Source organism: Schaalia naturae (assembly GCF_042665795.1).
GTDB lineage: Bacteria > Actinomycetota > Actinomycetes > Actinomycetales > Actinomycetaceae > Pauljensenia > Pauljensenia naturae.
Map to the genome: position 1 here is coordinate 1 of NZ_JBHTEF010000002.1, position 24505 is coordinate 24505.

25 protein-coding genes and 4 pseudogenes are annotated in these 24505 nt (G+C 68.1%); 11 read left to right on the top strand and 18 right to left on the bottom strand.

From position 1 onward, the window contains the following. The 4 genes and pseudogenes from ACFQWG_RS13800 to ACFQWG_RS13815 all read right to left on the bottom strand — a co-directional run. Window positions 1-957 (bottom strand): hypothetical protein (locus ACFQWG_RS13800; RefSeq protein WP_380976482.1); only part of this gene is annotated, 957 nt, incomplete at its 3' end. 58 nt (window positions 958-1015) lie between these two features. After that, window positions 1016-1270, bottom strand: a pseudogene (locus ACFQWG_RS13805) (PrgI family protein); the annotation flags it as partial. Window positions 1271-1274: 4 nt separating this feature from the next. Beyond that, the gene (locus ACFQWG_RS13810) at window positions 1275-2120 is read right to left on the bottom strand and encodes a hypothetical protein (RefSeq protein WP_380976411.1); all 846 of its coding nucleotides are present in this window, start codon (window positions 2118-2120) and stop codon (window positions 1275-1277) included. A 14-nt stretch (window positions 2121-2134) separates the two neighbouring features. Further along, the gene (locus tag ACFQWG_RS13815) at window positions 2135-2341 is read right to left on the bottom strand and encodes a hypothetical protein (RefSeq protein ID WP_380976413.1); all 207 of its coding nucleotides are present in this window, start codon (window positions 2339-2341) and stop codon (window positions 2135-2137) included. Window positions 2342-2422: 81 nt separating this feature from the next. Here ACFQWG_RS13815 and ACFQWG_RS13820 point away from each other — a divergent pair, with 81 nt between their 5' ends. Further along, on the top strand, window positions 2423-2743 hold the full coding sequence (locus tag ACFQWG_RS13820) for a hypothetical protein (RefSeq protein WP_380976415.1): 321 nt from the start codon (window positions 2423-2425) through the stop codon (window positions 2741-2743). On the opposite strand, the gene ACFQWG_RS13825 is transcribed toward ACFQWG_RS13820, so the two are convergent. From ACFQWG_RS13825 to mobC, 4 genes are read right to left on the bottom strand one after another with little or no spacing between them, the layout of a single operon-like run. Beyond that, a complete protein-coding gene (locus ACFQWG_RS13825; protein WP_380976417.1) occupies window positions 2730-4430 on the bottom strand; it encodes a VirD4-like conjugal transfer protein, CD1115 family in 1701 nt (566 codons plus the stop codon). The two genes, ACFQWG_RS13820 and ACFQWG_RS13825, sit on opposite strands and share 14 nt — an antisense overlap. Window positions 4431-4440: 10 nt before the next feature. Continuing rightward, window positions 4441-5049, bottom strand: a complete 609-nt coding sequence (locus ACFQWG_RS13830) for a DUF3801 domain-containing protein (protein ID WP_380976419.1) — start codon at window positions 5047-5049, stop codon at window positions 4441-4443. Next, a complete protein-coding gene (locus tag ACFQWG_RS13835; protein ID WP_380976421.1) occupies window positions 5046-6749 on the bottom strand; it encodes a relaxase/mobilization nuclease domain-containing protein in 1704 nt (567 codons plus the stop codon). The genes ACFQWG_RS13830 and ACFQWG_RS13835 overlap by 4 nt, the downstream gene beginning before the upstream one ends. Next, entirely contained in the window at window positions 6749-7096 is a 348-nt protein-coding gene (gene mobC, locus ACFQWG_RS13840; protein WP_380976423.1) for a plasmid mobilization relaxosome protein MobC, read from the bottom strand. Before mobC ends, ACFQWG_RS13835 begins: the two co-directional genes overlap by 1 nt. 283 nt (window positions 7097-7379) lie before the next feature. On the opposite strand from mobC, the gene ACFQWG_RS13845 reads away from it, so the two are divergent. Further along, window positions 7380-7715: a hypothetical protein gene (locus tag ACFQWG_RS13845; protein WP_380976425.1), complete on the top strand. Its 336-nt coding sequence runs from the start codon at window positions 7380-7382 to the stop codon at window positions 7713-7715. 305 nt (window positions 7716-8020) lie between these two features. Here the strand turns inward: ACFQWG_RS13845 and ACFQWG_RS13850 are convergent, their stop codons facing one another. After that, window positions 8021-8590 carry a recombinase family protein gene (locus ACFQWG_RS13850; protein ID WP_380976427.1) on the bottom strand — a complete coding sequence of 190 codons (570 nt, stop codon included), beginning with the start codon at window positions 8588-8590 and terminating at the stop codon, window positions 8021-8023. Window positions 8591-8911: 321 nt separating this feature from the next. Here ACFQWG_RS13850 and ACFQWG_RS13855 point away from each other — a divergent pair, with 321 nt between their 5' ends. Continuing rightward, a complete protein-coding gene (locus ACFQWG_RS13855) occupies window positions 8912-9121 on the top strand; it encodes a hypothetical protein (protein WP_380976429.1) in 210 nt (69 codons plus the stop codon). A gap of 43 nt (window positions 9122-9164) precedes the next feature. Here ACFQWG_RS13855 and ACFQWG_RS13860 read toward each other — a convergent pair whose 3' ends face one another. Continuing rightward, window positions 9165-10415 (bottom strand): glutamyl-tRNA reductase, encoded by a 1251-nt coding sequence (locus ACFQWG_RS13860; RefSeq protein ID WP_380976431.1) that lies wholly within the window; start codon window positions 10413-10415, stop codon window positions 9165-9167. A gap of 275 nt (window positions 10416-10690) precedes the next feature. Here ACFQWG_RS13860 and ACFQWG_RS13865 point away from each other — a divergent pair. The 6 genes and pseudogenes from ACFQWG_RS13865 to hemL all read left to right on the top strand — a co-directional run bounded on the left by ACFQWG_RS13865 (window position 10691) and on the right by hemL (window position 18003). Then, a pseudogene (locus ACFQWG_RS13865) lies at window positions 10691-11742 on the top strand (uroporphyrinogen decarboxylase). Beyond that, window positions 11739-13322: a protoporphyrinogen/coproporphyrinogen oxidase gene (locus tag ACFQWG_RS13870; protein ID WP_380976433.1), complete on the top strand. Its 1584-nt coding sequence runs from the start codon at window positions 11739-11741 to the stop codon at window positions 13320-13322. The pseudogene ACFQWG_RS13865 and the gene ACFQWG_RS13870 overlap by 4 nt, the downstream one beginning before the upstream one ends. Before the next feature lie 91 nt (window positions 13323-13413). Next, the gene (gene hemC / locus ACFQWG_RS13875; RefSeq protein ID WP_380976435.1) at window positions 13414-14466 is read left to right on the top strand and encodes a hydroxymethylbilane synthase; all 1053 of its coding nucleotides are present in this window, start codon (window positions 13414-13416) and stop codon (window positions 14464-14466) included. Between the two features lie 35 nt (window positions 14467-14501). Next, on the top strand, window positions 14502-15440 hold the full coding sequence (locus ACFQWG_RS13880; RefSeq protein ID WP_380976437.1) for a uroporphyrinogen-III synthase: 939 nt from the start codon (window positions 14502-14504) through the stop codon (window positions 15438-15440). Window positions 15441-15490: 50 nt separating this feature from the next. Then, window positions 15491-16492 carry a porphobilinogen synthase gene (hemB, locus tag ACFQWG_RS13885; RefSeq protein ID WP_380976479.1) on the top strand — a complete coding sequence of 334 codons (1002 nt, stop codon included), beginning with the start codon at window positions 15491-15493 and terminating at the stop codon, window positions 16490-16492. 149 nt (window positions 16493-16641) lie between these two features. Then, complete coding sequence (hemL, locus tag ACFQWG_RS13890; RefSeq protein ID WP_380976480.1) at window positions 16642-18003, top strand: glutamate-1-semialdehyde 2,1-aminomutase; 1362 nt, start codon at window positions 16642-16644, stop codon at window positions 18001-18003. Between the two features lie 123 nt (window positions 18004-18126). Here the strand turns inward: hemL and ACFQWG_RS13895 are convergent, their stop codons facing one another. Both ACFQWG_RS13895 and ACFQWG_RS13900 read right to left on the bottom strand, forming a co-directional pair. Continuing rightward, complete coding sequence (locus tag ACFQWG_RS13895; protein ID WP_380976439.1) at window positions 18127-18711, bottom strand: TetR/AcrR family transcriptional regulator; 585 nt, start codon at window positions 18709-18711, stop codon at window positions 18127-18129. A gap of 3 nt (window positions 18712-18714) precedes the next feature. Further along, window positions 18715-18870: a maltose acetyltransferase domain-containing protein gene (locus ACFQWG_RS13900; RefSeq protein ID WP_380976441.1), complete on the bottom strand. Its 156-nt coding sequence runs from the start codon at window positions 18868-18870 to the stop codon at window positions 18715-18717. Window positions 18871-19116: 246 nt separating this feature from the next. On the opposite strand from ACFQWG_RS13900, the gene ACFQWG_RS13905 reads away from it, so the two are divergent. Beyond that, a complete protein-coding gene (locus tag ACFQWG_RS13905) occupies window positions 19117-19842 on the top strand; it encodes a hypothetical protein (RefSeq protein WP_380976443.1) in 726 nt (241 codons plus the stop codon). On the opposite strand, the gene ACFQWG_RS13910 is transcribed toward ACFQWG_RS13905, so the two are convergent. Together ACFQWG_RS13910 and ACFQWG_RS13915 are read right to left on the bottom strand one after the other, a co-directional pair. Continuing rightward, window positions 19833-20567, bottom strand: a complete 735-nt coding sequence (locus ACFQWG_RS13910; protein WP_380976445.1) for a Pr6Pr family membrane protein — start codon at window positions 20565-20567, stop codon at window positions 19833-19835. The genes ACFQWG_RS13905 and ACFQWG_RS13910 overlap by 10 nt on opposite strands. 26 nt (window positions 20568-20593) lie before the next feature. After that, a pseudogene (locus tag ACFQWG_RS13915) lies at window positions 20594-21010 on the bottom strand (NUDIX domain-containing protein); the annotation flags it as partial. Window positions 21011-21505: 495 nt separating this feature from the next. Here ACFQWG_RS13915 and ACFQWG_RS13920 point away from each other — a divergent pair. Further along, window positions 21506-21730, top strand: a complete 225-nt coding sequence (locus ACFQWG_RS13920; protein WP_380976447.1) for a hypothetical protein — start codon at window positions 21506-21508, stop codon at window positions 21728-21730. A gap of 16 nt (window positions 21731-21746) precedes the next feature. Here the strand turns inward: ACFQWG_RS13920 and ACFQWG_RS13925 are convergent, their stop codons facing one another. From ACFQWG_RS13925 to ACFQWG_RS13940, 4 genes and pseudogenes are all read right to left on the bottom strand, one after another. Continuing rightward, on the bottom strand, window positions 21747-21872 hold the full coding sequence (locus ACFQWG_RS13925; protein ID WP_380976449.1) for a hypothetical protein: 126 nt from the start codon (window positions 21870-21872) through the stop codon (window positions 21747-21749). An 8-nt stretch (window positions 21873-21880) separates the two neighbouring features. Beyond that, window positions 21881-22117: a hypothetical protein gene (locus tag ACFQWG_RS13930; RefSeq protein WP_380976451.1), complete on the bottom strand. Its 237-nt coding sequence runs from the start codon at window positions 22115-22117 to the stop codon at window positions 21881-21883. Between the two features lie 190 nt (window positions 22118-22307). Further along, on the bottom strand, window positions 22308-23396 hold the full coding sequence (locus ACFQWG_RS13935; RefSeq protein WP_380976453.1) for a tyrosine-type recombinase/integrase: 1089 nt from the start codon (window positions 23394-23396) through the stop codon (window positions 22308-22310). A gap of 100 nt (window positions 23397-23496) precedes the next feature. Further along, window positions 23497-24491, bottom strand: a pseudogene (locus ACFQWG_RS13940) (IS3 family transposase); the annotation flags it as partial. Between the last annotated feature and the right edge of the window lie 14 nt (window positions 24492-24505).

The following is a 24505-nucleotide window of genomic DNA, read 5'->3' on the forward strand; positions in this document are numbered from 1 at the left end:
CGGGTAATCGCGGACCCATAGCACCGTGTGGTAGGTGTCGCCCGACCCGTTGTGCAGGATCAGAGGGCCTTTCGAGTCCGTGGTCTCGACGGCCCAGGGGGCCACATAGTCAGCGGTGGCCATCCGCTTCTTCGGCTCGAACTCGGCCTCGTCGAACGTGAACAGTTCGTGGGGGCGCAGCAGGTGCGCCATCACCTCGAGGCGTTCGGCGCGGTCGAGGATGTCGGCCCGGCAGCCTTCCTCGAGGGCGGCGAGCTGGGCGGCGGTTTCGTGACCAAGCCGAATGAGAGCCGCCTCGGCCTTCTCTCGGTCGGGCTCCTGGACGGTGATCGTCAGCAGCTTCTCGGTCACGGTGTTGGAGGACGCGGCCGCCAGCTTGCCACGCACGATGCGGTTGAAGTCGTCGCGCCACTCGTCCCAGCCGTCCCCCGCATGGGGCTTCTGCACGAGCTGGGCAACGTCGGCCTCGTCGAGGACGCGGTTGATGACGGTGATCTCCAACCGGGTGCCGGCACCGAACGAGTTCAGGAACCGTGCCCACCGGTCGACCACGGCCTCCTGCTGCGCCTGTTCGGCGGCCAGGTAGTTGATGTCGCTGATCCGCAGAGTCAGCGACCACTCGTCGGCGCCGAGCCAGGCCACTCCGCTGGGAAGCATGGCCTGGTAGCCGAGGAGCTGTTGGGTCCGCTTGGCGGCGCGCTTCTTCGTGCCTGCGCTGGCGTTGTCAGTGCCGACCCGGCCGGCGCGGCGTGCGTGCAGCTCTCCTGGCTTCGGCTCGGTCTTCTCGTGCCGTCCGAAGATGCTCGCGAGGAACCACCGAACGCCGCCGTCGCTCTTGGCGGCGGGTTGCTCGTCGGGCGCTTCGCGTCGGCTGGGCAGCGTCGTGGGGTTCAGGTACGGGTTGGCCTTCTGCTGTCCTGGTGCCGGAGTGCCCGGCGGGACGGTAGGCGTCGTCATAGGTGAGGACCTTTCCGGTGAGGTAGTGGCGGATGAGGTAGCCGAAGAACTGCTCGGGTTTGAGCCCTTTGGGTCTCCACCAGCCCCAGGCGGCCACGGGAATGAGGATGGGGAAGATGACCCACATTGCGACGTTGGTCGCGTCCTCCCACGTCGCACCCCCCTCGTGCAGGCCGTAGGAGATGGCGGCGAAGGCGCTGCCCGCCACGACGATGCCAACAATCAATGCGCCGAGCTGTCTCCAGGACAACCCGAACATCACGCGTGCCTCGTAGGCGCGGACTTCGCGGTAGACCTTCATTTCGAGTGCCATGCGATCACCCCTCCCCCACGATGGCCTTGGCCAGCGAGTTCGAGCCGAACAGTAGGAAGATCAGCACGGCCGGCCCGACGAAGAAGCTCCCGAAGTTGCCGATGACGAAGTTCCACATGTCGGTGGTGCCGTCGTAGTGCACGCTGTTGCTGAGCCATCCACCCAGGAGTGCCTGGTACAGCTTGACGGCGATGATGAGCATCACCCCTTGCAGGGCGGTGGTGGCATACCGCTTCAAGTAGCCGATGCCGATCTGCTTGGTGTCCTCGTGACCGAAGAACGCCAGCGGCAGGCTGGCGAACGCCGACAGCATGTAGAGCTGGAGGAAGCGGACGAACACGAGGACGGTGGCGAGCACGCCGCCGATCTCGGCGACGATAAACGGGATCAGCAGGATCACGAGCATGCCAAGCTGCTTGACCATGCCCGCGTCCGCGATGTCGTCGCGCATCGCATCGCCGATCTGGGCGCCGGCTCCGGCCGTGCCCCCGACCTCAACGCTGTTCGCCGTGCTGGCGACGGTGGTGGCGATGCTGTTGATCGCGTTGAGGATGAGGACCGCATTCTGCGCGACGACCAACACGAGCGCGCATTTGAACATCGTCGCGGCGATGATCCGCACGCCCAGCTCCCGATCGCCTTCCACCCTGGTCGAGCTGCTGGCCAACATGATGACGAACATGATCGACAGCACGAGCGCCGTGATCGGCTTGACGGCCGTGTTGTGGATGGTGATGGCCGCCTGGTAGAGCGAGCTGTTGTATTGCTGCGGGCTCAACAAGAGATCCTGGGTGCTGCCGGTGGCGGCCCCGGATAGCGCGTTGAGCATGGCGACGATGGCGTCCTCCACGATGGACGCTCCGCCTACAGGGCGATCTGCTGGAACAGCGCGGCGGCGGCGATGATGATGAGGCCGCCGCCCACGATCTGCCAGACGCCGGTTTGGATTTGCGGGCCGTTGTGGTCCTTGAGCGCGCCGCCGGTGACGATCGCGCCCCAGACCAGCCACAGGCCGCCGCCGATGATGGCGAACTTCGTGAACAGGGACAGGATGGTGTTCAGCAAGTCCATGGGGATGCTCCTTTGTCGGCACTTCTCGTATTGTACTATACGAGAAGTGTAAATCAATGGGGGTGTGGGACAATGCGAGTCATGAGTGATGACCTCCTCGCCGGACCAGTGGCAGCCGCCCTGGGCCAACTGAACCCACGCCGCTTCGAGATCCTGCTGGCGTGCATTCGGCTGGGCGGAGAGTTCACCGCCAAGGACTTGCGCGCGGCCCTGCCCTCATCCGAACCGTCCCTGGCACGCGACCTGAACGCACTGGAGATCGGCGGCCTGTTGCGCGCCGATCCGCCCCGGGAACGGGCCCGTCAAGGCCGGCCCGTGACCTACACCGTTCCGCCGGAGACCAGAACCGTGTTCGCTCGCATCGCAGCCTTGGTTGAGAACGCATACGCTACGCCGTCCTGACTTTCGGCGACTTGAAGGGCCGCAGCCCGCGCACGAGCAGGAGCGCCAGGTCGTTGGGCATGATGCCGATCTCGTCGGGGGTCATCAGCGCACGCTTGACGGTGCGCTGCGCTCGGGTCCACGACCCTGTTGCCCCGTAGCTGCGGGAGATATCTTCGGTGGTCACTGTCTCGTCGCCGATGAGCGAGGAGAGCCATTTGAGCGTGTCGAGGTCGCGCCCGCCCAGGTAGAGGATCGAATCGCAGTTGGCGACGATCGTCGGCCAGTCGTCCTTCCATAGGGCCTGGCCCTGCTTGTAGGACTGCACGATCACGCTGGCGGAGATCCCGCGCGAGCGGATCGTGGACATCACGATCGGGAATCCCGGGATCTTGCCGATGTTGGCGAACTCGTCGAGGAAGCAATGCACCGGGATCGGCAGCTCCCCGGACTCCTCGTGGTCAGCCAGGTACACGTTCTTCTCGAACAAGGACTGCCAGAACATCGCGGCGACGAACTTGAAGGTCTGGTGGGTGTCGGGGATCGCCAGGAACAGGGCTGTGGGCTCGTAGCCCAGGCGGTCGATTGCCAGGTCGTCGTCGGCGATGATCCGCCGCACGTCGCTCATGTCCAAGGGTGCGAGCCGCACGCCGAGCGAGATGATGATCGACTTCTTGGTCTCCCCGGCACCCTGCTCGAACGTGCGGTACTGCCGGCACGCGAACTCCAGAACCTTCATGACGGTCTCGTCGTCGTGCCCGCCCGGCGTGCTCTTCCACGCCTCCACGACCTCGCGAGCGACCTCGAACCGGTCATCGACCACGCTGTGGAACCCCTCGGCGTTCTTGCCCTCGCTGGCGGACATCTCCTTGTGAAGATCCACCACATCGACCAAGCTCGGCTCCTGGCCGTTGGTTTCCGCCTTGGTGGCCCACACGTAGGCGATGAGCGCGCTGAGCAGCGCGCGCTCGGCCCGTTCCCAGAATCCGTCGCCCCCGGTCTTCTCGGGCGACGTGTTGGCGATGATGCACTCGGTGAGCTGGGCGATACTCGCCTCGGGCTGGTCCGGGTCGAAGTACGCCATGGCGTTGAAGTGGCCGCTGCGCTGCGGGTCGACAAGGTTGAAGACCCGCACCCGGTAACCGTGATCGGCCAGGTGGCGGCCGCTGCGCCGGAAGATCTCTCCCTTGGGATCGGTGATGGCCTTCGACATCGCCACCGTCTCCAGGTTGGGCATCACGTAGCCGCGCGTCTTGCCGGTGCCCGACGCGCCGATCACGCACACGTTGAGGTTGCGCCCGGTCGTCCGCGTGTCGATGCTCAGCGCCTCCGTGGCCGTGAGCTGGATGCGCTGGCTGCGTTGTTTCGTGCTCAGCGGGGCCATGTCGCGCGGCCCGGCCCATGCGGCCGAGCCCTGCTCCTCGCCGGGTCGGCGGTTCGTGCGGCTCGTCACGTTGTACAAGATGATGAGCAGCAGCAGGCCGGCGGCCACGGCCCCACCGATCAGGTCGGGGGTGGCCGTGGACACGTGCAGTGGCGAGGCCGCCAGGTCATCGGCGATGCCGTCGAGCATGTTGGCGAGCGGGCCGCCGTCGGCCAGGTACTCGCGCACGTGTTGGGTGATCCGGTCCGCCAGCCAGAACACGGCCAGCGCGCCGATCATGGTCAGAATCACGGCTGCGGGGCCGAAGCGTCGGGTCCGGTTCACGGTGGTCTCCTTATCGTGTGGCTCCCGAGCGCGTAGGCCCGTCTTCGTCATTGCCCAGCGTCGCCTTGGGATTGTCCAGGCCGCGCTCTTTGGTGCGGCTCTGCTTCTGTTCGCGCTCGGCCTTCTTCCCGCTGACACCCTTCTCGATCTTCTCGGCGTTGTGCCGGCGAGTCTCGTTGCGGGCGATCTTCTGGTCAACCCGTTGGGATGCCACGCTCAGGGCATGCTCGACCACCTGCACGTCTTTGCCTTGCACGTGGAAGGTCCTCGTGCCGTCGGTCCCCTGCTCGACCGCGAAGGTGCACCCGTAGCGTTTCAGAGTGCTCTCCATCTCGCGGGACACCGCCGCGTCGTCGATGTCTACGACTTCGCGCGAGCCTGTGATCGTGCGCCCGAAATCCCGCACCGAGATCTTTCCCGTGGTGCGCTGCTCGTGCAGCGCGGCTGCCGCTGCATTACGCATAGAGCGAAGCGCCGCCACGGCCGAGCCGGTACTCAAATGGACTGCACCGCTCGACACCTTTACTGCCATCTGGAATGCGCCCTTTACGACAGCCTCCGTCGTCCGGATGGCCACCTGCTTGGACTCGTCGCTGGCTGCGTCGATGAGTTCCATCATCGGCTCCTTCCTGTGAGATCTTCTCCGTCGTCCCCGTCGCCGCGCGACCCGCGCCGTCGCTGCACTTCCGCCTCGATGCGGTCAGCAAGGCTCGTCTGCCCGGTATCGCGGCCCGTGCCGCCGTCGCGGTCCCGTCGCTGGTCGTCGGTGCGCACCCCTTGTGCGTCATTCTCCGCGTCGCGCTCGACCTGGTGACCTGGTGTCTCCCGGTCGTTCGCCTGGTCCTGGTACCGGAGCTGCTGCGCTGTCTGCTCCGCCTTCCGTGCGTTCTCGCGGCGTCGATCAACGACGCCGCGCTCGATCCGGTCTCCTACAGCCATCTTCGACTCCTCTCTGCTCAGTGTCGTCAATGCCCTCACGTCAATCTTCAACCGGTCGATCTCCCGCTCCGCAAGCCGCAGCTCGGCTTGCAGCACCGCCACCTCGCCACTGTCACCACCGTTGACGAGCATGTCGGTGGCGGCCACGAGCCGGGTCTGGAAGCCGACCCTGGTGTCGGCGAGCCGCTGCGTGGCCGCGCCGAGCGCCGACTGCACATCCTGGTTCCCGTCACCCAACCACCGGCTCTTGGCGTTGACTCGCTCCTGCAACGCGTGGAGATCACCGAGCGATTCGCGCCAAGTTTTCACCTGCAACGCGTCGTTCGACTTCACGTCTTTCTGCTTGCCGAGTCCGGCCACATCCGGCTCGGAGAACCACTTGTAAAGCCCACCGGTCGTCACTGTGGCCGAAAGGTTGCCCTTGCGGTCCGCGAGCACGTGGCGATCCTCGACCGGCAAATAGATGCGCACGCTCCGCCCATGGCGCACGACCTGCTTCTTGGCCACCGTCATGCGTAGCCGCCGTCCGGTCCCGGGCACGTGCACGGTCATCGTTTCGCGCGTCTCGTTAACGATCATCGACTGATCCACACTGATCCGGTTCACCGCCGAACGAGACAGGCGCGCCATGATCGACTCCTCGGTGTACGCCTCTCCGAGTTTCCAGTCGCGCACCGCGCGCCCCATCGACTCCTCACGGAACGACACCGTTCCGCCCTGTCCTCCGCGCCGACGCGTCTCAATGCCAGCCAGCTCCAGGGCGCGCTCGAACTCCATCCACGTGCCCGCCTTCGCCGCTGCCTTGTCGATCTCGACGCGCAGCAGCTCCTTAGTGCTCTGGCCACGCAGCACCTTGTAGATGTCGCCGAAGCTCTGACCCGTCGCACGTCGTGGCACCGGGAGGACGCTCAGGCCGGCCTCACGACACAGCCCATCCGAGAGATCTCGGATGCGCCCAATCGTGTCCCGCTGGCACCGGAACTTGCGTCCGGTCTCCATGTTCGTCGCGTTGAAGATGATGTGGTTGTGAACATGCCCCTTGTCCAGGTGAGTAGCGATCACGTACTCGTGTTGTCCCTCGGTGATCTGCTCGGCGAGCTGCACACCGATGCGATGAGCCTCCTCAACGCTCACCACCTCCCCTGGCTTGAAGGACTGGATCACGTGGTGTGCGAGCACGCTACCCTCGCGTTGACTCGTCACCCCCACCCGTTCACTCGTGGCCTCGAACTGGTGCGCCACTGCTCTCCAGCTCGCCGGGTCCACTACCGCAGCATTCGTCGAGACCCATAGGCCATCCTGCGTCGCATCGGGTCGCGAGATGTACGCCAACGCCTTCGCCGGCGTGGTCTTGATCTGTCCCATCTTCACAATGGCCATCACTCGGCCCCCGCTTCCATCGCGACATCGATCGCGCGCTGCACCTGCTCCAGAAGTTCACGGGTAGCGCGCATCTGCTCGAACGTCACCACGTCCTCAGTGTTCACATGACGCGAGATCTGATTGACGTTGTTGCCGATCCTCGACAACTCCACGCGCAGCGTCGCTGGATCGAAAGCGACCCGTCGCACGACGATCCTTCCCTCCACCAGAGCGGCCCTCGCATACTCCGCGAACGATCGCGCTCCGGCCATCTCCATGCGTCGCTGGACACGCTTCCACTCGGCATCGCTGAGCCAAAGTCCCTTGAAAACAGCCCGCGAACGCTTCGCCCCTTGCTCAGCCATGCCACCTCCCTTACCGGGTTTGGGCGGAGCCCATAGCGTCCATCGAGGGCGAACAACTGTGTAACAGTTGCTATGCTTGCTACCCCGTTAGGGTGAGTCTACTACCTGCGGTCGTCAGAGCGCTAGGATAGGGAAAGGTCACCCGGCGAGCCGGGTGACCTGGCAGAAGGAAGGGCCGCCCGAAGGCGGCCCTCGATCAGCACATAGATGAGTGGCCTGCGCTACACGCGCGGGCCACACGATGGGCCGCCGGTGGCGGCCCGGCAGAGGAGGAGGAAGGCGCATGAGCACGAAGCCTGACGGCGATGTCATCGAGGAGCTGCTGCGACAGGATGAGGCGGAGCTGCGCGCGAAGAAGAAGCGTCTGCGCGCCTTTCAGACGGCGCTCGATGAGCTGCGGCGAGCCAGTTCCGCGTTGGCCACGGTGGCCACCGAACTGCTCGATGCGGGCGACGTGTCGCGCACCGAAGCCGGCAAGGTCTTCAAGCTCACGCGCGCCGAACGCGCAGCCGCGTTCCCAGCTCGCTCGCGCTCAGAGTCGAGCATCGCGGATGTGGTCGATGAGCCGGCGGCACCCGTAGATGATCCAACCGACCAGCCGGATGACGCCAGCTACTAGCCAGCCCAGAAGTCGAATCACTCCGGCGATCGCCACCGAGATGGCGGAACCGCCAACATAAATCACGATGATGAGGATGAGCCCAACTAGGGCGATCACGCCCGCGATCATGAGCCATGCGAGTCCCATCGGTCATCCTCCCTTCTTGCCCGTTACGTCCATGAAAGCACTTCGGTGTGACCCTTGTCCTGATGCCACGATGATGGTGCTCTCCAGGTGGCCCTCAAGGGCGCTGCGCGTCGCTGCGCGATGCCGCCTGCGGCGACACCCTTGACCGCCACCCTCCACGCACCTGCTGGCAACTATCAGGACGAAGGGGGGCTCTGGACGCGGGAAAGAGCACGACTCACACTGGAGCGCCCCACGCCCAACACCCCGGCGATCTGCTCAATGGTCTGGCCGTCCTCACGCATCCGCTCGGCCTGTCGCAACCGCTCCGGAGTCATCACAGTGGGGCGGCCACCCACATGGCCGCGAGCCCGGGCAGCCGCAAGGCCCGCGTGCGTCCGCTCCCGGACGAGATCCCGCTCGAACTGAGCGAACGCCCCCGCCACGTGGAACAGCAACCGCCCCGTCGGCGTCGTCGTGTCAATCTCCTCGGTCAAAGACCGGAACTCGACACCTCGCCCACCCAAGCCCTGCACGACCTCGATCAGGTGAGGCAGGGACCGACCCAGCCGGTCCAACCGCCACACCGTCAAGACGTCCCCGGCACGCACGTAATCCAAAGCAGCATCGAGTTGCGGCCGCGATGCCTTCACCCCCGACGCGTGGTCGACGAAGATCCGCTCACACCCCGCCTGGCGCAACGCGTCCGTCTGCGCCTCCGGGTTCTGATCGCTCGTGGACACACGGGCGTACCCAACGGCGCTCACCTGCCCCGCCCCCGCTCCCGGTACGGAACCTCCCCACCACCATCGGGACGCTGGTGGCGCTCGGCGAGCCGGCGGTCGATCTCCTCCCCCAGGTGCTTCCTGGTCGCCGCGCGTTGCGCAGTGGTCAGACCTGGTGTCCGTCCTCCGGCCTCTGAGGCGTCGGGAAATCGCGCCGCCCGCACAACACCCTCGGCGCGCGCGAGGCGCGCCAACGCTTCACGCTGACGCGCCACGTCGCCCGGCCACGCCTGCACCACCACAGCGGCCGCATCGCGGCGGCAGACTGGTCAACGATCAACACCCGACCCAGGAGACCGACACATGTTCACGCCCCTCGCCACCATCATCGGATCCGCCCTGGCGGGCATCGGGCTGCTGCTGGTGATGATCGGTTCATTCAGCTTCCGCGCCGACCGGAGCGACAGTGGCCGCACCCGTGTCACCAGCCCCCTGGCCATCACCGGCATCATCTCCGGAGTACTGGGGCTGGGCATCATCCTCGCCGCCTACATCGCCACCTACGGAGTCTGAGAGCAGGAAAGCCGCACATTGAGGGCCGCGGCCGGGCGGTGACTCACTCCGGGTGGATCCCGAAGACCATCTCCAGTGCCTCGAGGTACTGCTCGGAACGCCCCTGCGCGGCTGCCTCGCGCGCCCTCCGGGACGGCTCGTGGACGAGGCGCGCGGCAAGGTGGCGCAGCGCCCTCTCCGCCTCATGGTCCGAGGTGATGCCCGCGTGCCTGTTCGTCATCCGCACCACCTCTTCCTCGACGGCGTCGGAGATGTGCATCCGAAGCGCCACGATGGCCGGATCCAGCCCACGCGCCCGCTCCTCGCACAGAAAGTCCTCCACACCGTTCCTGACGATGTTCCACGCCAGCTCCTCGTCCAGCGCCGATGTGGCAGGTGCCGCCTCGCGAACCTGTGCGAGGTCGATCCGTGTGACTCCGGGCAGGTCAGCCACCTCCCGGGCGACGTCGCAGGTGATCGCCAGGTCCAGGACGGTGAGGCGCCCTCCCTCCACGGCGGGGGCGACGACTTCCCGGGTGAGCGCGGGCTCTCCGTTCCCCCGGCAGCACACCACGAGATCAGACCCAGCCACGGCACCGGAGAACGCAACGTCATCGACAGCGGACAGTCCGTGACTGTCGGCGAAGCGGGCGGCACGACCCGACGCGGAGTGCACACCGATCTCGCGCACACCCCGGCCGCGCAGAGCTGCCACCACGGCACCTGCATAGGAGCCCGTACCCACCAGGACCACACGACATGTCGGCAGGGGCGGCAGGGACTCCTCGGCCAACCCCAGCGCGACGGCGACAACCGAACGCCCATCACCTGCGAGGTGGGTCTCACGGGCCACCTGCCGCGACACGAGCGATGCCTGCTCCACAACTCGGGCGAGAGGTCCACTCAGACATCCCTCACGCTTGGCGGTCTCAGCTGCGCGGCGGATCTGGCCGATGATCTCCCGTTCCCCGACCACCATGGAGTCCAGTCCACAGGCGGTGGAGAAGAGGTGTGTGAGCGCCTCCCGGCCCTCGTGGTGTCCCGGGCGGACACCCGATGCCGAGAGGAGTGCCGAGACCCTGCCCACTGTCTCCCCACCGGCACCGCCGTCGATCCTGTCGCCGTCGATGCCGTCGATGTGGCCGCGGATGTCGGTGTAGACGTCGACCCGATTGCAGGTGGACAGGACCAGGGCACCCTCGACATGGTCAACTGCCCGGAGAACCTCACCCAAGCCGCGGGTGCGCCGCGCCGCTCGGGCGACGGCATCGAGGCCCTGCTCGGAATGCGTGACGGAGAACAGGTGAAGGCTCACAGTGGACTCATTCAACCATTCCCCGAAGGAGGGTGCACAATTCGTGGGAGAATTGCCCCGCCGCACCTTTCTGACAATGCGCCGGAAAAGGGTGGGCGTACCCGTGCACGCCATTTCCTGACACATATGCAGAAAAGGAGTTCCCCATGAGTGGAGCGTCGATGAAAGCGGGCGCCGAGGACCTTCCCGCAACTGACACACCGGAGTCGGCCCGTCTCCCGGGGATGCTCCGAGCTCTGCAGGGCAGGCACCCCTCACGGCCACCCGTGTGGTTCATGCGCCAGGCCGGACGTTCACTGCCCGAGTACCGGGCACTGCGCGCGCAGTCCGCGGCGTCGATGCTCGAGACCTGCCTCGACCCCGACCTCGCCATCGAGGCCACCCTCCAGCCGGTGCACCGCCATGGCGTGGACGCAGCGGTGCTGTTCTCCGACATCATGGTGCCCCTGCTCCTGGCGGGGGTGGAGGTGGACATCGTGGCCGGAACCGGCCCGGTCCTGGCCCATCCCGTTTGCTCCGCCCTCGACGTCGAGCGAATCATCGAAGGCGGCACGGACCTGACCACCCACCCCGGCGGTCTGGACTCCGTGGTGGCCACGGTGCGCGGATGTGTGTCCAGGCTCGGCACTCCCGGCACTCCCCCTCGCGACGAGACACCCCATCCCGACAGGGACCCGGCGGGCTGGACACCGCTCATCGGTTTCGGCGGCGCGCCCTTCACCCTGGCGGCCTACATGGTGGCCGGGCGTCCGTCACGTGACCAGCTGGAGGCACGCACGATGATGCATGCCGACCCACGTTCCTGGGAACGCCTGATGAACTGGTGCGCCGAGGTGACGGGCGCCTTCATGGCCGCCCAGGTCGAGGCAGGTGCATCGGTGGCCCAGCTCTTCGACTCCTGGGCTGGTTCGCTCCCGCTGACGGACTACCACCGCCACGTCGCCCCCCATTCGCGACTCGCCATCGACCTGGCCCACGCCGCGGTCTCTCCCACGACCGGGCAGACCGTCCCCGTCATCCACTTCGGGACGGGCACCGGTGAGCTGGTGGGTGCCATGCACGAGGCCGGCGGTGATGCCATCGGCGTCGACGAGACCATCCACTCGACGTCGCCTCGGCCCGGCTGGGTGGAGACGTCCCCCTGCAGGGCAACATCGACCCGTCCTACCTGGGTGCCCCGACCCCGGTCCTCGACGCTCATGTGGCGGAGGTGCTGGAACGCGGGCGCTCTGCTCCCGGACACGTCGTCAATCTCGGGCACGGGGTGCCTCCCCACACGGATCCCGAGGTGCTCACCCACATCGTGCGGGTGGTGCACGCCGCATGAGGACGGGAGCATCCTCAGGAGCCACGGAACCTCACGCACTGGAGCAGGAGTGGGATGCGGTGATCGTGGGTGGTGGCATCGCGGGGCTCAGCGCCGCCTGGGAGATGACCCGACACGGACTGCGGCCCCTGGTCGTCGAGGCACGCGGCTACACCGGTGGCCTCATCGCGGCGCTGACCATCGGTGGGGTCCGTATGGACGTCGGCGCCGAGGCCTTCGTGGTGCGCGGCACGGAGGTCACCTCCATGGTGTCCTCGCTGGGCCTGGAGGTCATCGCGCCCCGGGGCGGTGGGGCACAGCTCTTCCTCCCACCGCGCGACGACGAGGGCGAACCCACTCCCTCCGGGCCGGGGACCTCCGATCCCCGTCGGAGGGGCTGGGCACTCCACCACTTCCCCGCCCGTTCACTGCTCGGGATTCCCGCCGACCCCTTGGCACCGGACGTCGTCGCAGTCCTGGGCCGGGCCGGGGCCCACCGCGCTGCAGAGGACGCGCGCATGGGTCCCGATGTGGGCGCCGAATGCACCGATCTCGCCTCGCTGGTCGCCACCCGCATGGGAGACACCGTCGTGGAACGCCTCGTCCGCCCGATCACAGCAGGCATCCACACTGCCGACCCGGAGCGTCTCGACGCGGACACAGTCCTTCCAGGGCTGCGCGAGGCCCTCGCCCGGTGTGGATCCCTTGCCGGGGCGATTGCCCTCCTGCGAGACAGGAGGCCCGGTCGCGCCGTCGACCAGGGCGTGGACGGCGGAATGTTCCACCTGACCGAGTGCCTGTCCCGGGCGATCGAGGCCGCCGGGGGACGCGTCCTCACCCGTGTGGGGGCCCGGGCGCTGCGCCCGTCCGCGACCTCCGACGGGGTGGACCAGCCATGGTGGAGTCTCTCATTGGCCCCCACCCGCCCGGGTGCCACCCCCTCGGCAGAACCTGTCCCAGCTGGTCCTCCGTGGTCGGTGTCCACGACCCGTGTCGTCCTCGCATGCTCCGCCACCGCAGCCCTGCGCCTGCTGGAGAGCGTCCCCGGTGTCGACACGGACGTGGTCGTCGCGAGCGGAGCCCCCATCGCCCGCACGACCCTGCTGGTGCAGGCGCCCGGTCTGGACCGGCAGCCCGTCGGTCAGGGCCTACTGGTCGCACCCGGCCCGCTCGCCCCCGTGGAGGCGAAGTCCCTGTCGCATCTGTCGACCAAGTGGTCCTGGGTCGATCGATCGGTCCGCGCCACTCACGGTCCACAGGCCCACGCCATCCGCCTCTCGCATGGGCGTCCCGGCCAGCCCTCGCCTTCCCCCACGCTGGAGGCAGCACTCCACGATGCCTCGGTCCTCACCGGGGTTGATCTGCATCCGGAGGACCTCCTCGCCCACTCCCTGGTCCATTGGGACGGAACCCTGCCGCCATTCACGCCTGAGCACAGGGCCCGGGTCGGACGTCTCGCTGCCGACGTGTCCCGACGTCCCGGACTCGGAGTCACAGGCGCCTGGGTGGCCGGAAGTGGGATTGCCGCAGTTGTCTCCCATTCCCGACAGATGTCCCGAAGAATGTCCGACCAGTCCCTCCCGAAATGCGCTCAGGAATGACTCGGGGAAGGCTCGGAAGAATTGTTATGACGGCACGTCAGAACATATGTCGTTATTCTTCACGAATGGTCGGAACGGAAAACAGACTCTCATGACCACACATGCATCTGAGGACAGCCCTGGCGCCGAGTCCTCGACCGACACCGGCACCGTCCGAACCATTCGTCTGGGCACGCGCGCATCCCGCCTCGCCCTGGCCCAGTCCGGGATCGTGGCGCGCAGCATCGAGGACGCCTCGGCCCGCAGGGGTTCCCCTGTCCACGTGGACCTCATCCACGTGACCACACATGGTGACACCACCTCGACGCCCCTGCGCCAGCTCGGGGGAGTCGGGGTCTTCGTCGCCCGGCTGCGCCAGGCCGTCCTGGAGGGCGAGTGCGATGTGGCGGTCCACTCCGCCAAGGACCTCCCTGTTGCCCCTGCCCCCGGTCTCACCTGGGCCGCAGTGCCACGTCGCGAGGATCCTCGCGACGTGCTGTGCGCCCGGGACGACCTCGGCGTCGCCGACCTGCCACGGGGTGCCCGCATCGGGACGGGCTCCCCGAGACGCGCCGCACAGCTCATCGCCCTGCGCCCCGACCTGAGGATCGTCGACCTGCGTGGGAACGTCCCCACCCGGCTCGCCCGGGTGGGCGCGGACCTCGACGCCGTGGTCCTCGCAGCAGCCGGCCTCAGGCGTCTGGAACGCACCGACGCGATCACCCAGTACCTCGACCCCGCCACCATGGTGCCGGCCGCCGCGCAGGGGGCTCTGGCGGTGGAGGTACGGGAAGACTCCGACCCCGCCCTCGTCGATCTCCTGAGGGCCCTCGACCACGCTCCCTCCCACCTGGCGATCACCGCCGAACGTGCGCTCATGCGCGCCCTCGGAGCCGGGTGCGCGGCGCCGATCGGAGCCCTGGCGCTGCCGGGCCCCGACGACAGCATCACACTCCGTGCCTCCGTCAGCCCCGTCGATGGTGGGAGCGCGCTGCACCGCTCCCTCTCCGCCCGCATCAGCGCGGACGAGGGCGACCCCGCGTCCCTGCGGGATGCCGAGGCCCTCGGCGAGTCACTGGCCCGGAAACTGGTCCGAGCCGGAGCAGAGGATGTGGTGGACCTCCACGCGGACACTGCCGGGGGCCTGCCCGGGGAGGAACAGTGATGAAGCGGCCCCCGCGTGCCCAGGGAGCACCCCCGGTGGCGGGTGGGGGAACCTCAGGTCATTCGGAGCTGCCCGGCGAGATCGGGCCGGACGGTACGGGGGACGGGGGGCTGGGCGGTCGCACGATCCTGCTCCCCCGTGCCGAGCGTCCGGGCCACCACGATCGACTGGCCCAGGCACTGGGTGAGGCTGGCGCCCACGTCGTCCGCGTCCCCCTCACACGCACACGTCCCGGTGACCCCGCTGCCCTGACCACTGCCCTGGAGCAGCTCGCCGGAGGAACCTACCAGTGGGTGATCATCACCTCTCCGAGGACGGTCGACTCCCTGGACCGCGTCGATCCCGCTGGTGAGCCCGGCTCGCGACCGCCTGACCTGGAGGCTGCGCGACCCACACACCCTCTGGCCACGATTCTGTGCGCGGCGCGCGGGAGCGGCACCCGTGTCGCCGCCGTCGGCCGTGCGAGCGCGCAGGCCCTCACCGAACTGGGGGCCACCGTCGATGTCGTCGCAGCGGGCTTCAGCGCCGCACTGCTCTCGGAGGACGCGCTCACCAGGGCGATCCCGGCGCGTGGACGCCTCCTGCTGCCCTGTTCCCGCATCTCCCCACCCGACCTGGCCGAAGGACTGCGCCGCGCGGGGTGGCAGGTCGACACCGTGGCGGCCTACGACACGGCGCCGGTGGACGCGCATGACCTGACGGACTCCCTCCGCGAGGACTGGGCGCGCGGCCGTTTCGACGCCATCGTCATCACCTCCGCCTCCACCTCCCGGGCGGCCTCCGACCTGCTCGCCGCCCCACACCCGGACACCCGCTTGGTTGCACTCGGCACCGCCAGTGCCCGGGCGGTGTCGACATTCCTGCGGACTCCCGACGCCGTGGCCACCTCACCGACCCCCTCTGCAGTGGTCGACGCCCTCCGGGAGGCACTCCGCGACCGTCCGCTCCCCCGACCCGACCAGGAGAACCTGTGACACCCGACCACGCCCCCATCCCCTCCTTCGCCACTGCGGCGGACGACGTCCTGCTTCCCGGAGGTGTGACCAGACCACTCCCGCCCTCGTCCCGTCCGCGTCGGCTGCGTGCCTTCCCCGCTCTGCGCGCGCTGGTGCGCGAGACCCATGTGCACCCCTCGCAGCTCATGCTCCCCGTCTTCGTGCGTGAGGACATCGATGGACCGAACCCGATCGAGGCGATGCCCGGTGTCCTCCAGCACACGCTGGACTCGCTGCGTGCGGAGGCGGTGGCCTGCGCCGAGGCCGGGGTGGGCGGGATCGATCTGTTCGGTGTGCCCCTGCTCCGCGACGAGGTGGGTTCACAGGCCTGGGATCCCGAGGGGATCCTCAACCGTGCCGTCGCAGCCGTGCGCGAGGAAGTGGGTGACGACCTGGTGGTCTGCGCGGACACCTGCCTGGACGAGTTCACCAGCCACGGGCACTGCGGGGTCCTCGACGGGCAGGGCAGGGTCGACAACGACGCGACGCTGCCGCTCTACCAGGCCATGGCGATCACACAGGCCGAGTCCGGGGCACACATGGTCTCCCCCTCGGGGATGATGGACGGACAGGTCCGCGCCATCCGCGATGCCCTGGACACGACGGACCACCAGGACGTCGCCGTCCTCGCCTACTCCGCGAAGTACGCCTCCGCCTACTACGGCCCATTCCGGGAGGCGGTCGGATCCACCCTGCGCGGGGACCGCCGCACCTACCAGCTGGACCCGGCCAACTCCCGCGAGGGCCTGTACGAGGCCACTCTGGACGCGGCCGAGGGCGCAGACCTCGTCATGGTGAAGCCGGCGGGCCCGCACCTGGACGTCCTGGCACGAGTGGCCGCGGCCTCGCAGATCCCGGTGGCCGCCTACCAGGTGTCGGGGGAGTACGCGATGGTCGAGGCCGCCGCCCAGCGGGGATGGATCGACCGCGAGCGCGTGATCGATGAGTCCCTGATCGGAATCGTGCGCGCGGGGGCGGACATGGTCCTCACCTACTGGGCACTCGACGCGGCACGGAGGTGGGCACGATGAGCTCGGGACCCGGAGACCGGAACTCCTGCGGCTGTGACACGTCAGTGGGCGCACCCGTCGGCCACGATGACACGCTCGGCGATCACGCAGCCACCCCGCCCTCAGGGACGGGGCACTCTGCGGAAGCCCTCTTCGCCCGGGCCCGGGCGATCATCCCCGGTGGCGTGGACTCCCCGGTGCGGGCCTTCGGATCGGTGGGAGGCGCGCCGCGCTTCATCGCCTCTGCGCAGGGCGCCCGGGTCACCGACTCCGAGGGCCACTCCTTGGTCGACCTGGTCTGCTCATGGGGTCCGATGCTGCTGGGGCACGCCCATCCCGCCGTGGTGGAGGCGGTTCAGGAGGCGGCGGCTCGCGGGCTGTCCTTCGGCGCCCCGACCGAGACGGAGACCCTGTTGGCGGAGGAGATCCGTCGCCGGGTTCCCGCCGCCCAGCGGGTGCGGTTCGTGTCCACCGGGACCGAGGCCACGATGACGGCCGTGAGGTTGGCGCGCGGGGCCACCGGGCGCGACCTGGTCGTGAAGTTCGCGGGCTGCTACCACGGCCATTCCGACGGACTGCTGGCCGAGGCCGGCTCCGGGGTGGCCACGGGCGGGCTGCCCGGATCTGCTGGCGTGCCGGCCCCGATCGCTGCCCAGACCGTGGTCCTGCCCTACAACGACGTCGCCGCCCTGGAGGAGTGCTTCCTCGCGCGAGGGAGCTCCATCGCGGCCGTCATCTGCGAGGGCGCACCCGCCAACATGGGGGTCGTGCCTCCACGGGATGGCTTCAATGAGGCGATCCGCCGCATCACCGAGGCCCACGGCGCGCTGATGATCCTCGACGAGGTGCTCACCGGCTTCCGTGTCGACCCTGCCGGGTGGTGGGGACTGGAAAGTCGTGGCGGCACCTCCGTCGGGTCTGGAACTGCCCCGACGATGCTGCATGGGCACAACCTCGACGTCCCTGGGCACCCCGGGACCCCCCGTTGGGTGCCCGACCTGTTCACCTTCGGCAAGGTCGTGGGCGGAGGGATGCCGCTCGCGGCGATCGGAGGTCGCTCCGACGTCATGGAGCTGCTGGCTCCCCTGGGTCCCGTGTACCAGGCGGGGACCCTGTCGGGGAACCCGCTGGCCACCGCAGCGGGGCTGACGACACTCCGGCTGGCCGATGATGCCGTCTGTGCCCGCGTGGATGAGGCGGCGACCACTGTCGCCTCCATCCTCTCCGAGGCGCTGGACCGCGAAGGCGTGCCCCACAGCGTGCAACGGGCAGGATCCCTCTTCTCCCTGGCGTTCGGACCGGAGGCTGCTGCCCACTCGGTGTTGGACTACGCCCAGGCGAAGGCACAGGAGGTGTGGCGCTACCCCGCGTTCTTCCATGCTCTTCTCGACGGCGGCATCGCCGCACCGCCGTCCGTCTTCGAGGCCTGGTTCCTCAGTGCGGCGCACGGTCCCGAGGAGTTCGACCGCATTGCGCTGGCGGCTCCCTCGGCGGCACGTGCCGCAGCACAGGCGGTCCCTCCACAGGTCTGAGGTCCCCGGCCAGAACCGGGTCGTGTGCCACCGGGAGCACACGGTCTCCGCGTCACCCCGGTGGGGGAGGACACGGGCACGTCGGGAGGCTCCGCACTCCCACGCGCATGCCTGCCTCTGGTGTCACGTCCCCAGAATTCTTCTGACGGCCAGAGCGACCAGGGCGGGGTCCTGGGCTTCGATGTCGAGGGCGCGGTGGAGACTGAGACCCTCGATGAGCGCATCGAGCATCCGCGCCGTGTCCGGGTCGAAGTGGATTTCGAGTGCCGCTCGACTGCGCGCCATCCACCTGTTGGTGAGGACCCGGGCGGACGGGTCGCGAGCGGCAATGGTGTAGAGCTCCTGGGTGAGGACCAGGTTGCGCTGGGAGTCCAGCAGGTCCTCGGTGATGATGGAGACCACGGCAGCCGCCGCCTCCTCGTAGGTGGCTGCCGCGCGCATGCGCTGCTCGAAGCGGGCGACCACGGAGTCCGCGAATCGCGCGAAGGCCTCACGGAGGAGTTCGTCGATGCCACTGAAGTGGTAGGTCATCGACCCCAAGGGGACCCCTGCCACTGCGGCAATGCGCCGGTGGGACGTACCCGCGACTCCCCGCTCGGCGATGACGTCCAGGCAGGCATCGATGATCCGGCCGCGACGGCCGGGATCGCGCCCGGCACCGGAAAGCCCAGCGCCAGCGTCGTCGCCCTCGTCGAAGGCGGTTCGCATCGTTCAGATCTCCCGGAGCAGGCGCTGGTACCCGACGATCAGTTGCAGCGCGCGGTGGGCGATCCGCGCGCCGTCCGGGTCGTCTGCGATGTAGAGGTCGCCAGCCAGCATGCGTTCACGATTCGTGCGGGAGTCCCCGGCGAAGTGGTCGATGTTCATGTGTACGATCGTTCACATAGACGAGGGCGGCCCGAGTCCCGGACACCGTGCCCGACCGAGCCCTCTGACCGGGTGGACCCTCCGCCCTCCCTCGGACACCCGATCCCGGGACACCGTCCTCAGCAGGACCTCGCGTACCCGGAAGCACCTCCCGCAGCGCCCATCTCGCCGGGGACCACCTCGGACACGAGGACGGACGAACACCCGTCCCGGATCCGGGAGAGGTGGCACGGACTGGCCGCGGACATGACGGACACCAATCGCCGCGACATCCGCCTCGCGACCCTGGCGATCCCCGGTCACCTCGTCATGGCGATCTCCAAGGCGGGACTCCTGTTCTTCGGCTTCTCCGCCTTCCTGTCCGCAAACGTCCTGTTCAACTTCGGACTGGCCGCCATCAAGGTGCTCGTGGTCGTGACGGACCGGCGAACACTCCAGACTGCCTCGCCAGCAGCCGGTACACGGGCCCTCCGCGACTCAGGTCTGATCGTCGTGCTGCTGTCCGGTGCCTACGTCCTGTCCTGTCTTCCCCTGGCCCTGGGGCGGGACACCAGTCCGGGTTACGGCAAGAACGTCGCCACTGCCATTGCCGCCCTGGCCTTCACGGAGCTCGGCTTCTCCGTGCACGGAGTCCTCTCCTCACGCAGGAGACAGGACATCCTCATGGAGGCCATCAAGCTCAGCAACTTGGCCTCCTCGCTCGTCCTGGTCGTCCTCGCACAGACCGCCCTGCTGTCCATGACTGCCACAGACGGGGTGGATCCCTCCCGCTACAACGGCTTCTGTGGGCTCGTCCTCGGGTCCCTGGCGGCCCTCGTGGGCATCCACATGGTCGCGCGGAGCAGGACCCACCGCAGGCTCGCGGAGCATTCGGCACCGGGAGTGGAGCCATCCGCGGAGCCGACGGCAGAGCTCTCGGCAGGACCGGTCACGGTGTCCACGGTGGGCACAGGGGCCAGCGGTCAGACCTGACCGGGCCGTCCCGGCGAGACCAGGTCTGCCTCCGCGGTCGTCGGTCCGCCCCGCCGTGCCCTCCTTCCGAGCACCCGGTCGAGCGCGAGGTAGAGGTATCCGACCGCCACCAGCGCGACGCTCAGCGCGAGGATCCACAGGGCGACGCCCCCGACCCCGTGGGTGTCCACGTCGAGGAAGGGATACGGGTACCTGCTCGTTCCGTCCCCGAACGCACCACCCGTGGAGACGTACGCGAACACGAACACGAGATAGGCGTACGGAGGGATCGACCACAGCAGGGGGTCCCACCCCCTGAGGCGGCCCTTCGGGGTGAAGAGCAGCCAGTCACCGATCACGAGGCACGGCGTGACGACGTGCACGAGGCTGTCCGTGAGTCCGAAGGGCTGGTACCCGCTCCCGGACTGTTCGAAGGCGGTGGGCGCGAGGAGCACCACGTAGATCAGCATCGTGACCGTGATGGTCATCATGACCGCCGCGCTGAGCCGCGACGCCGGGGCGCTCACCCCCCGCGGCACGGAGGTGGTCAGGTCGTGGGTGGTGGCCACGACCAGCACCGTCATCCAGAGCAGGCAGAGCACGTTGCTCATCCCCGTGAAGAACAGGAATGCCGTCCAGGATGGGTCCCCGGAGAACAGACCCCCCAGCCGGATGATCCCGGTGGCAATGAGCACCACAGCCAGGAGCCGGTAGACCAGGACAACGGGCCGCGAGTCGATCACCATGCGTGGAACTCTACCGTCGCCGGTGGTCAGGACGGGTTTGCCCGGCCCGTGTCCCGCGGCGGGTGCTCACCAGGGACGTGGTGGCATCCACAGCCCCAAGCAGCTCCGACCCCGCCCAACTTACAGAACGATACGGTGTCGGCAGCGGTCAGCTCGCCCCTGTTGAGGAGTTCCAGGAGGTGATCGTCGTCCACCCACACGAACTGGTCCGTCTCTCCCGCTTGTGGTCGGGGAGGTGGTTGACGCTGTGGCAGGTCGACCCGGAACCACACATACCTCGCGGAATCGTCCGGCAGGACGAATCCGGAATGGGCCAGCACCAAGTCCTGCGGGCTGGCCACGAACCCGGTCTCCTCCGACAGCTCACGACGGGCGGCATGTCGGACATCCTCTCCTGCCACCACACTGCCTCCTTGGAACTCCCACATTCCCCGGGCAGTACTCCTTCTCCGGACTCCGGCGGCTGAGCAGAGTCATCCCATCGACCTCCCGGGTGACGATGCAGGCGACGAGGTGGAAGGTTCCCGGTGGGAGTGGGACACCCCTGGGGTGGAGTCGCTGCAACGGCGCCCCGTCCTTGTCGACGAGGTCCCACAACTCAGGTGTGCTGGTCACGGGTGATCACGCCACTCCAGGAAGTGATCGCGACGTCTGGGAAGGATGCCCCCAAGAACGGGAGCTCCGACTGTCCTGTCGGAGCCCGCTTCCTCTCAGCGTCCCCAGCATCCAGAGCCGTTCGGCCTGACTTCACCTTCGTCGGTGGCGATCCACGGGCGACCAGTGCGGGGCCGCCCTCGTCGACGTGGTTGACGAGGGCGGCGCACGCTCGCGAGACTGGCCCCATGGAACCAACAACCGGCTAGGCCGTCGATGCGGCCTGGGTCCTCCTCCTGCTCGTCATCCTCCTCATCCCACTTGTGCTGTGGATCGTCACCCTGGTGAGCATCGTGCGTTCCCCCAATTGGTCCCCCGGCCTCAAGGCGCTGTGGGCGCTGGCAGCGCTGCCCTCCGGTCTGATCGGCATGATCTGCTGGTTCGCATGGGGTCGCAACGACGGGAACAGTGGCCCGGCGCAGGCCTACCCGTCCTCATTCCCCTCCTACCCGCAGCAGCCCGACCAGGCCCAGCAGTTCCCGCCGGAGGGGCCGACGCCCCGGGTGTGAGGGCGCTCGACGGAGCTCACGCCGGACGCAGGCGTGAGGCCAGGGTGAGCGCGAGGACGACGACCAGGGAGCAGACCACCATCACGATGGTGGTGGGAAGTGCGTTGTCCGCGCCAGCCAGCCCGACCAGGGGCGCCACCACACCGGCGCTCAGGGCCTGGCCCGTGCCGATGACCGCCGAGCCACTCCCCTGACGTTCGGCCGGCAGCGCCCCCAGCGCCTGGTCCGAGCGGTGAACCCGAGCTGTTCCGCCTCGTCGAGGAACCCGTCGATCTCGGCCCGCAGCGGGCTGGTCTGGATCTCCCGCCAGAGCGGTGACAGCTTCCTCGACAGCAGGTAGTCGTATCCCGGCCGCAACCCGCCGTGCAGCATCAGGAACGTGATCACCGGACGTGTCGCCGACCCCGCCGACAACCGCTCGTGAAGCGGAGTCGCCGCCCAGTCCTGCGGGTCCGGCCAGGTCTCGAAGAACCGTCGCGCAGCGCGCTCGTAGGACGGGTTCCCTCGGCCGGTCGCCGTCAGGTGACGAAGATACGCATCCCGGAGATCATCGCCTCGCAACGACGCGATCTCGGGGTCACCGCTGCTGAGCGCGGATGCGTTCGCGTGCCGCATCGAACTGGGCCTTCACGTGAGCAGGAGCGAGGTGGACGTAGCGGGCGGTGGTATCGACATGAGCGTGACCGAGGAGGGCCTGCATCACCGCGAGATCGACGCCGGCCTCGGCAAGGACTGTCCCGAACGTGTGACGCAGCGCGTGCGGGTGTCCGCCGGTCACGCCGGTCAGGCCCCGGTGGTAGCGGAACACCGTCCGCAACCCCGCCGCCGTCAACGGGCCGCCGCGGTTCGGGCCTTTGCCGACGAGGAACAACACGTCGGAGTCCGACTCGGGGCGTTCGGCGAGGAGATAGACATCGATCACCGACGCGACGTCCGGGTCCAGCGGGACGCGGCGCTGTTTCGCGCCCTTGCCGGTGACAGTGACCCAGCGGCCGCCGATGTCGACGTCCTTCACGTGGAGGCCAAGGACTTCCATCGACCGCAGCCCGCACCACAGCATCAGCCCTGCGATCGCCCGGTCCCGCCAGGTCCGCAGACTACCCACCAGCGTCGCCGCGTCCTGCGGTGACAGCGCGACCGGCAGCCGGCGTGGTTCCCGCAACCTGAGCGCGGAACGCGCGACGGGGCGTCGGACGGTGTGAGCGAGCATCCCTGACCGCTCCCCACTGGTCCGCCAGCGCGCTTCCCTGCCCCGCGGGACCGGGTTCCGCCTCGCCGGGTCGCGCAGTCCCGCATACGTGAACAGCCCTGAGATCGCCGCGAGCCGACGGTTGATCGTCGTCGCCGCGTATCGGTCCAGCCGGCGCCCGTCCATCCCGACGACGTTCGGGCCCGGCCTGCCCGGCAGGGACGCTTCACGACATGCCCGCAGGAACCCGAGGAGGTCATCGGTCGTGACCTCCTCGAGCGCGCGGTCCTGCCCGGCCAGCCAGCGGCAGAACGCAAGCAAGTCATACCCGTAGGACCTCACCGTCGCCGGCGAGTAGTTCCGATCCAGCAGATGCGCGAGGTACTCGTCCACCAGCGCGAACCGGGCGGCGTGCTCACCGGCGAGCACCCACCCTCCGTCACGCTGCTCGAGCCGCAGGACTTCCTTGTCCGTCATGCGACACATGTTGCACCCGTGCGTCACACACGCGACGGACGCGACGTGCTCCGGCGTGTCGCCGCCTGGGCTCGCGGGCCGAATAGCCGGTTAAGGGGGACACCCCGGTGCGGCCCATTGACTGATCCAGTTTGAGTTCCTGGCAGCACTGATACATCTGCTCAGAAGTGAATTGAGCCCCGCGATCGCTGTGTATGACAACTCTCCCCGGAGCGTTGGGACGCAGGGTGCGGGCCCGGCGCAGGGCTTCCTCCACGAGGTCAGTCGTCATGGTGGTGGACATGGCGGTAGAGATGACCTTGCGGGAGCAGGCGTCCTTGATGCCGCACAGGTACACCCACCCTGCGCGGGTGCGCAGGTAAGTGATGTCCGTGACCCACACGCCATCCACCACGCCTGTGTCCCAGTGCCTCTTGCACAGGTCTGGGATGGAGTGGGTGCGCGTACCGGGGATCGTCGTCACCGGGCGGAACCGGCGCGGGCTGATGCCCTCCAACCCCTGGCGGCGCATCGAAGCCGCCACCGTCTTGCGGTTCACGCGTGTCCCCTCGCGCAGCAGCTGGGCGTGGACGCGCAGGTACCCGTACGTCTTGTGGGAGTCCACCCAGATGCGCCGCACCGCCCGGTCCAGGACCCTGCGGGCCCTGGACCTGGGAGGCAGGCGGTCCCAGTTCCTGTCCTGGGCTTTGACCCACGAGTAGTACCCCGAGGTGGAGACCTCCAACAGGCGGGCCATGCGTGCAATGGTGAAGTGTGCCTTCTCCGCCTGCATCAGCGTGTACTTCTCACTCACTGATGCTTCGACGCGAAGAAGGCCGCTGCTAATCCCTGGAACTCATTGTCCATCCGCAATTGCGCATTCTCCTTGCGCAGTCGGACGAGTTCCTCTCGTTCGCCTGAACTCAATGGCGTAGGTGTCATGGTCTCCTTCTCTGTCTTCACCCACTTGCCCAACAGTTGGGCACCCAGCCCCAGCTCGGTGGCGACCTCAGCGATGGTGCGACCGGAATCGATCACCATCCGAGCAGCCTCGTGACGATACTGGGCAGTGAACTTCCGACGCTGCCTCGGCGCCTTCTCGTTCCCTGTGCTCATGACAACACCTTCCC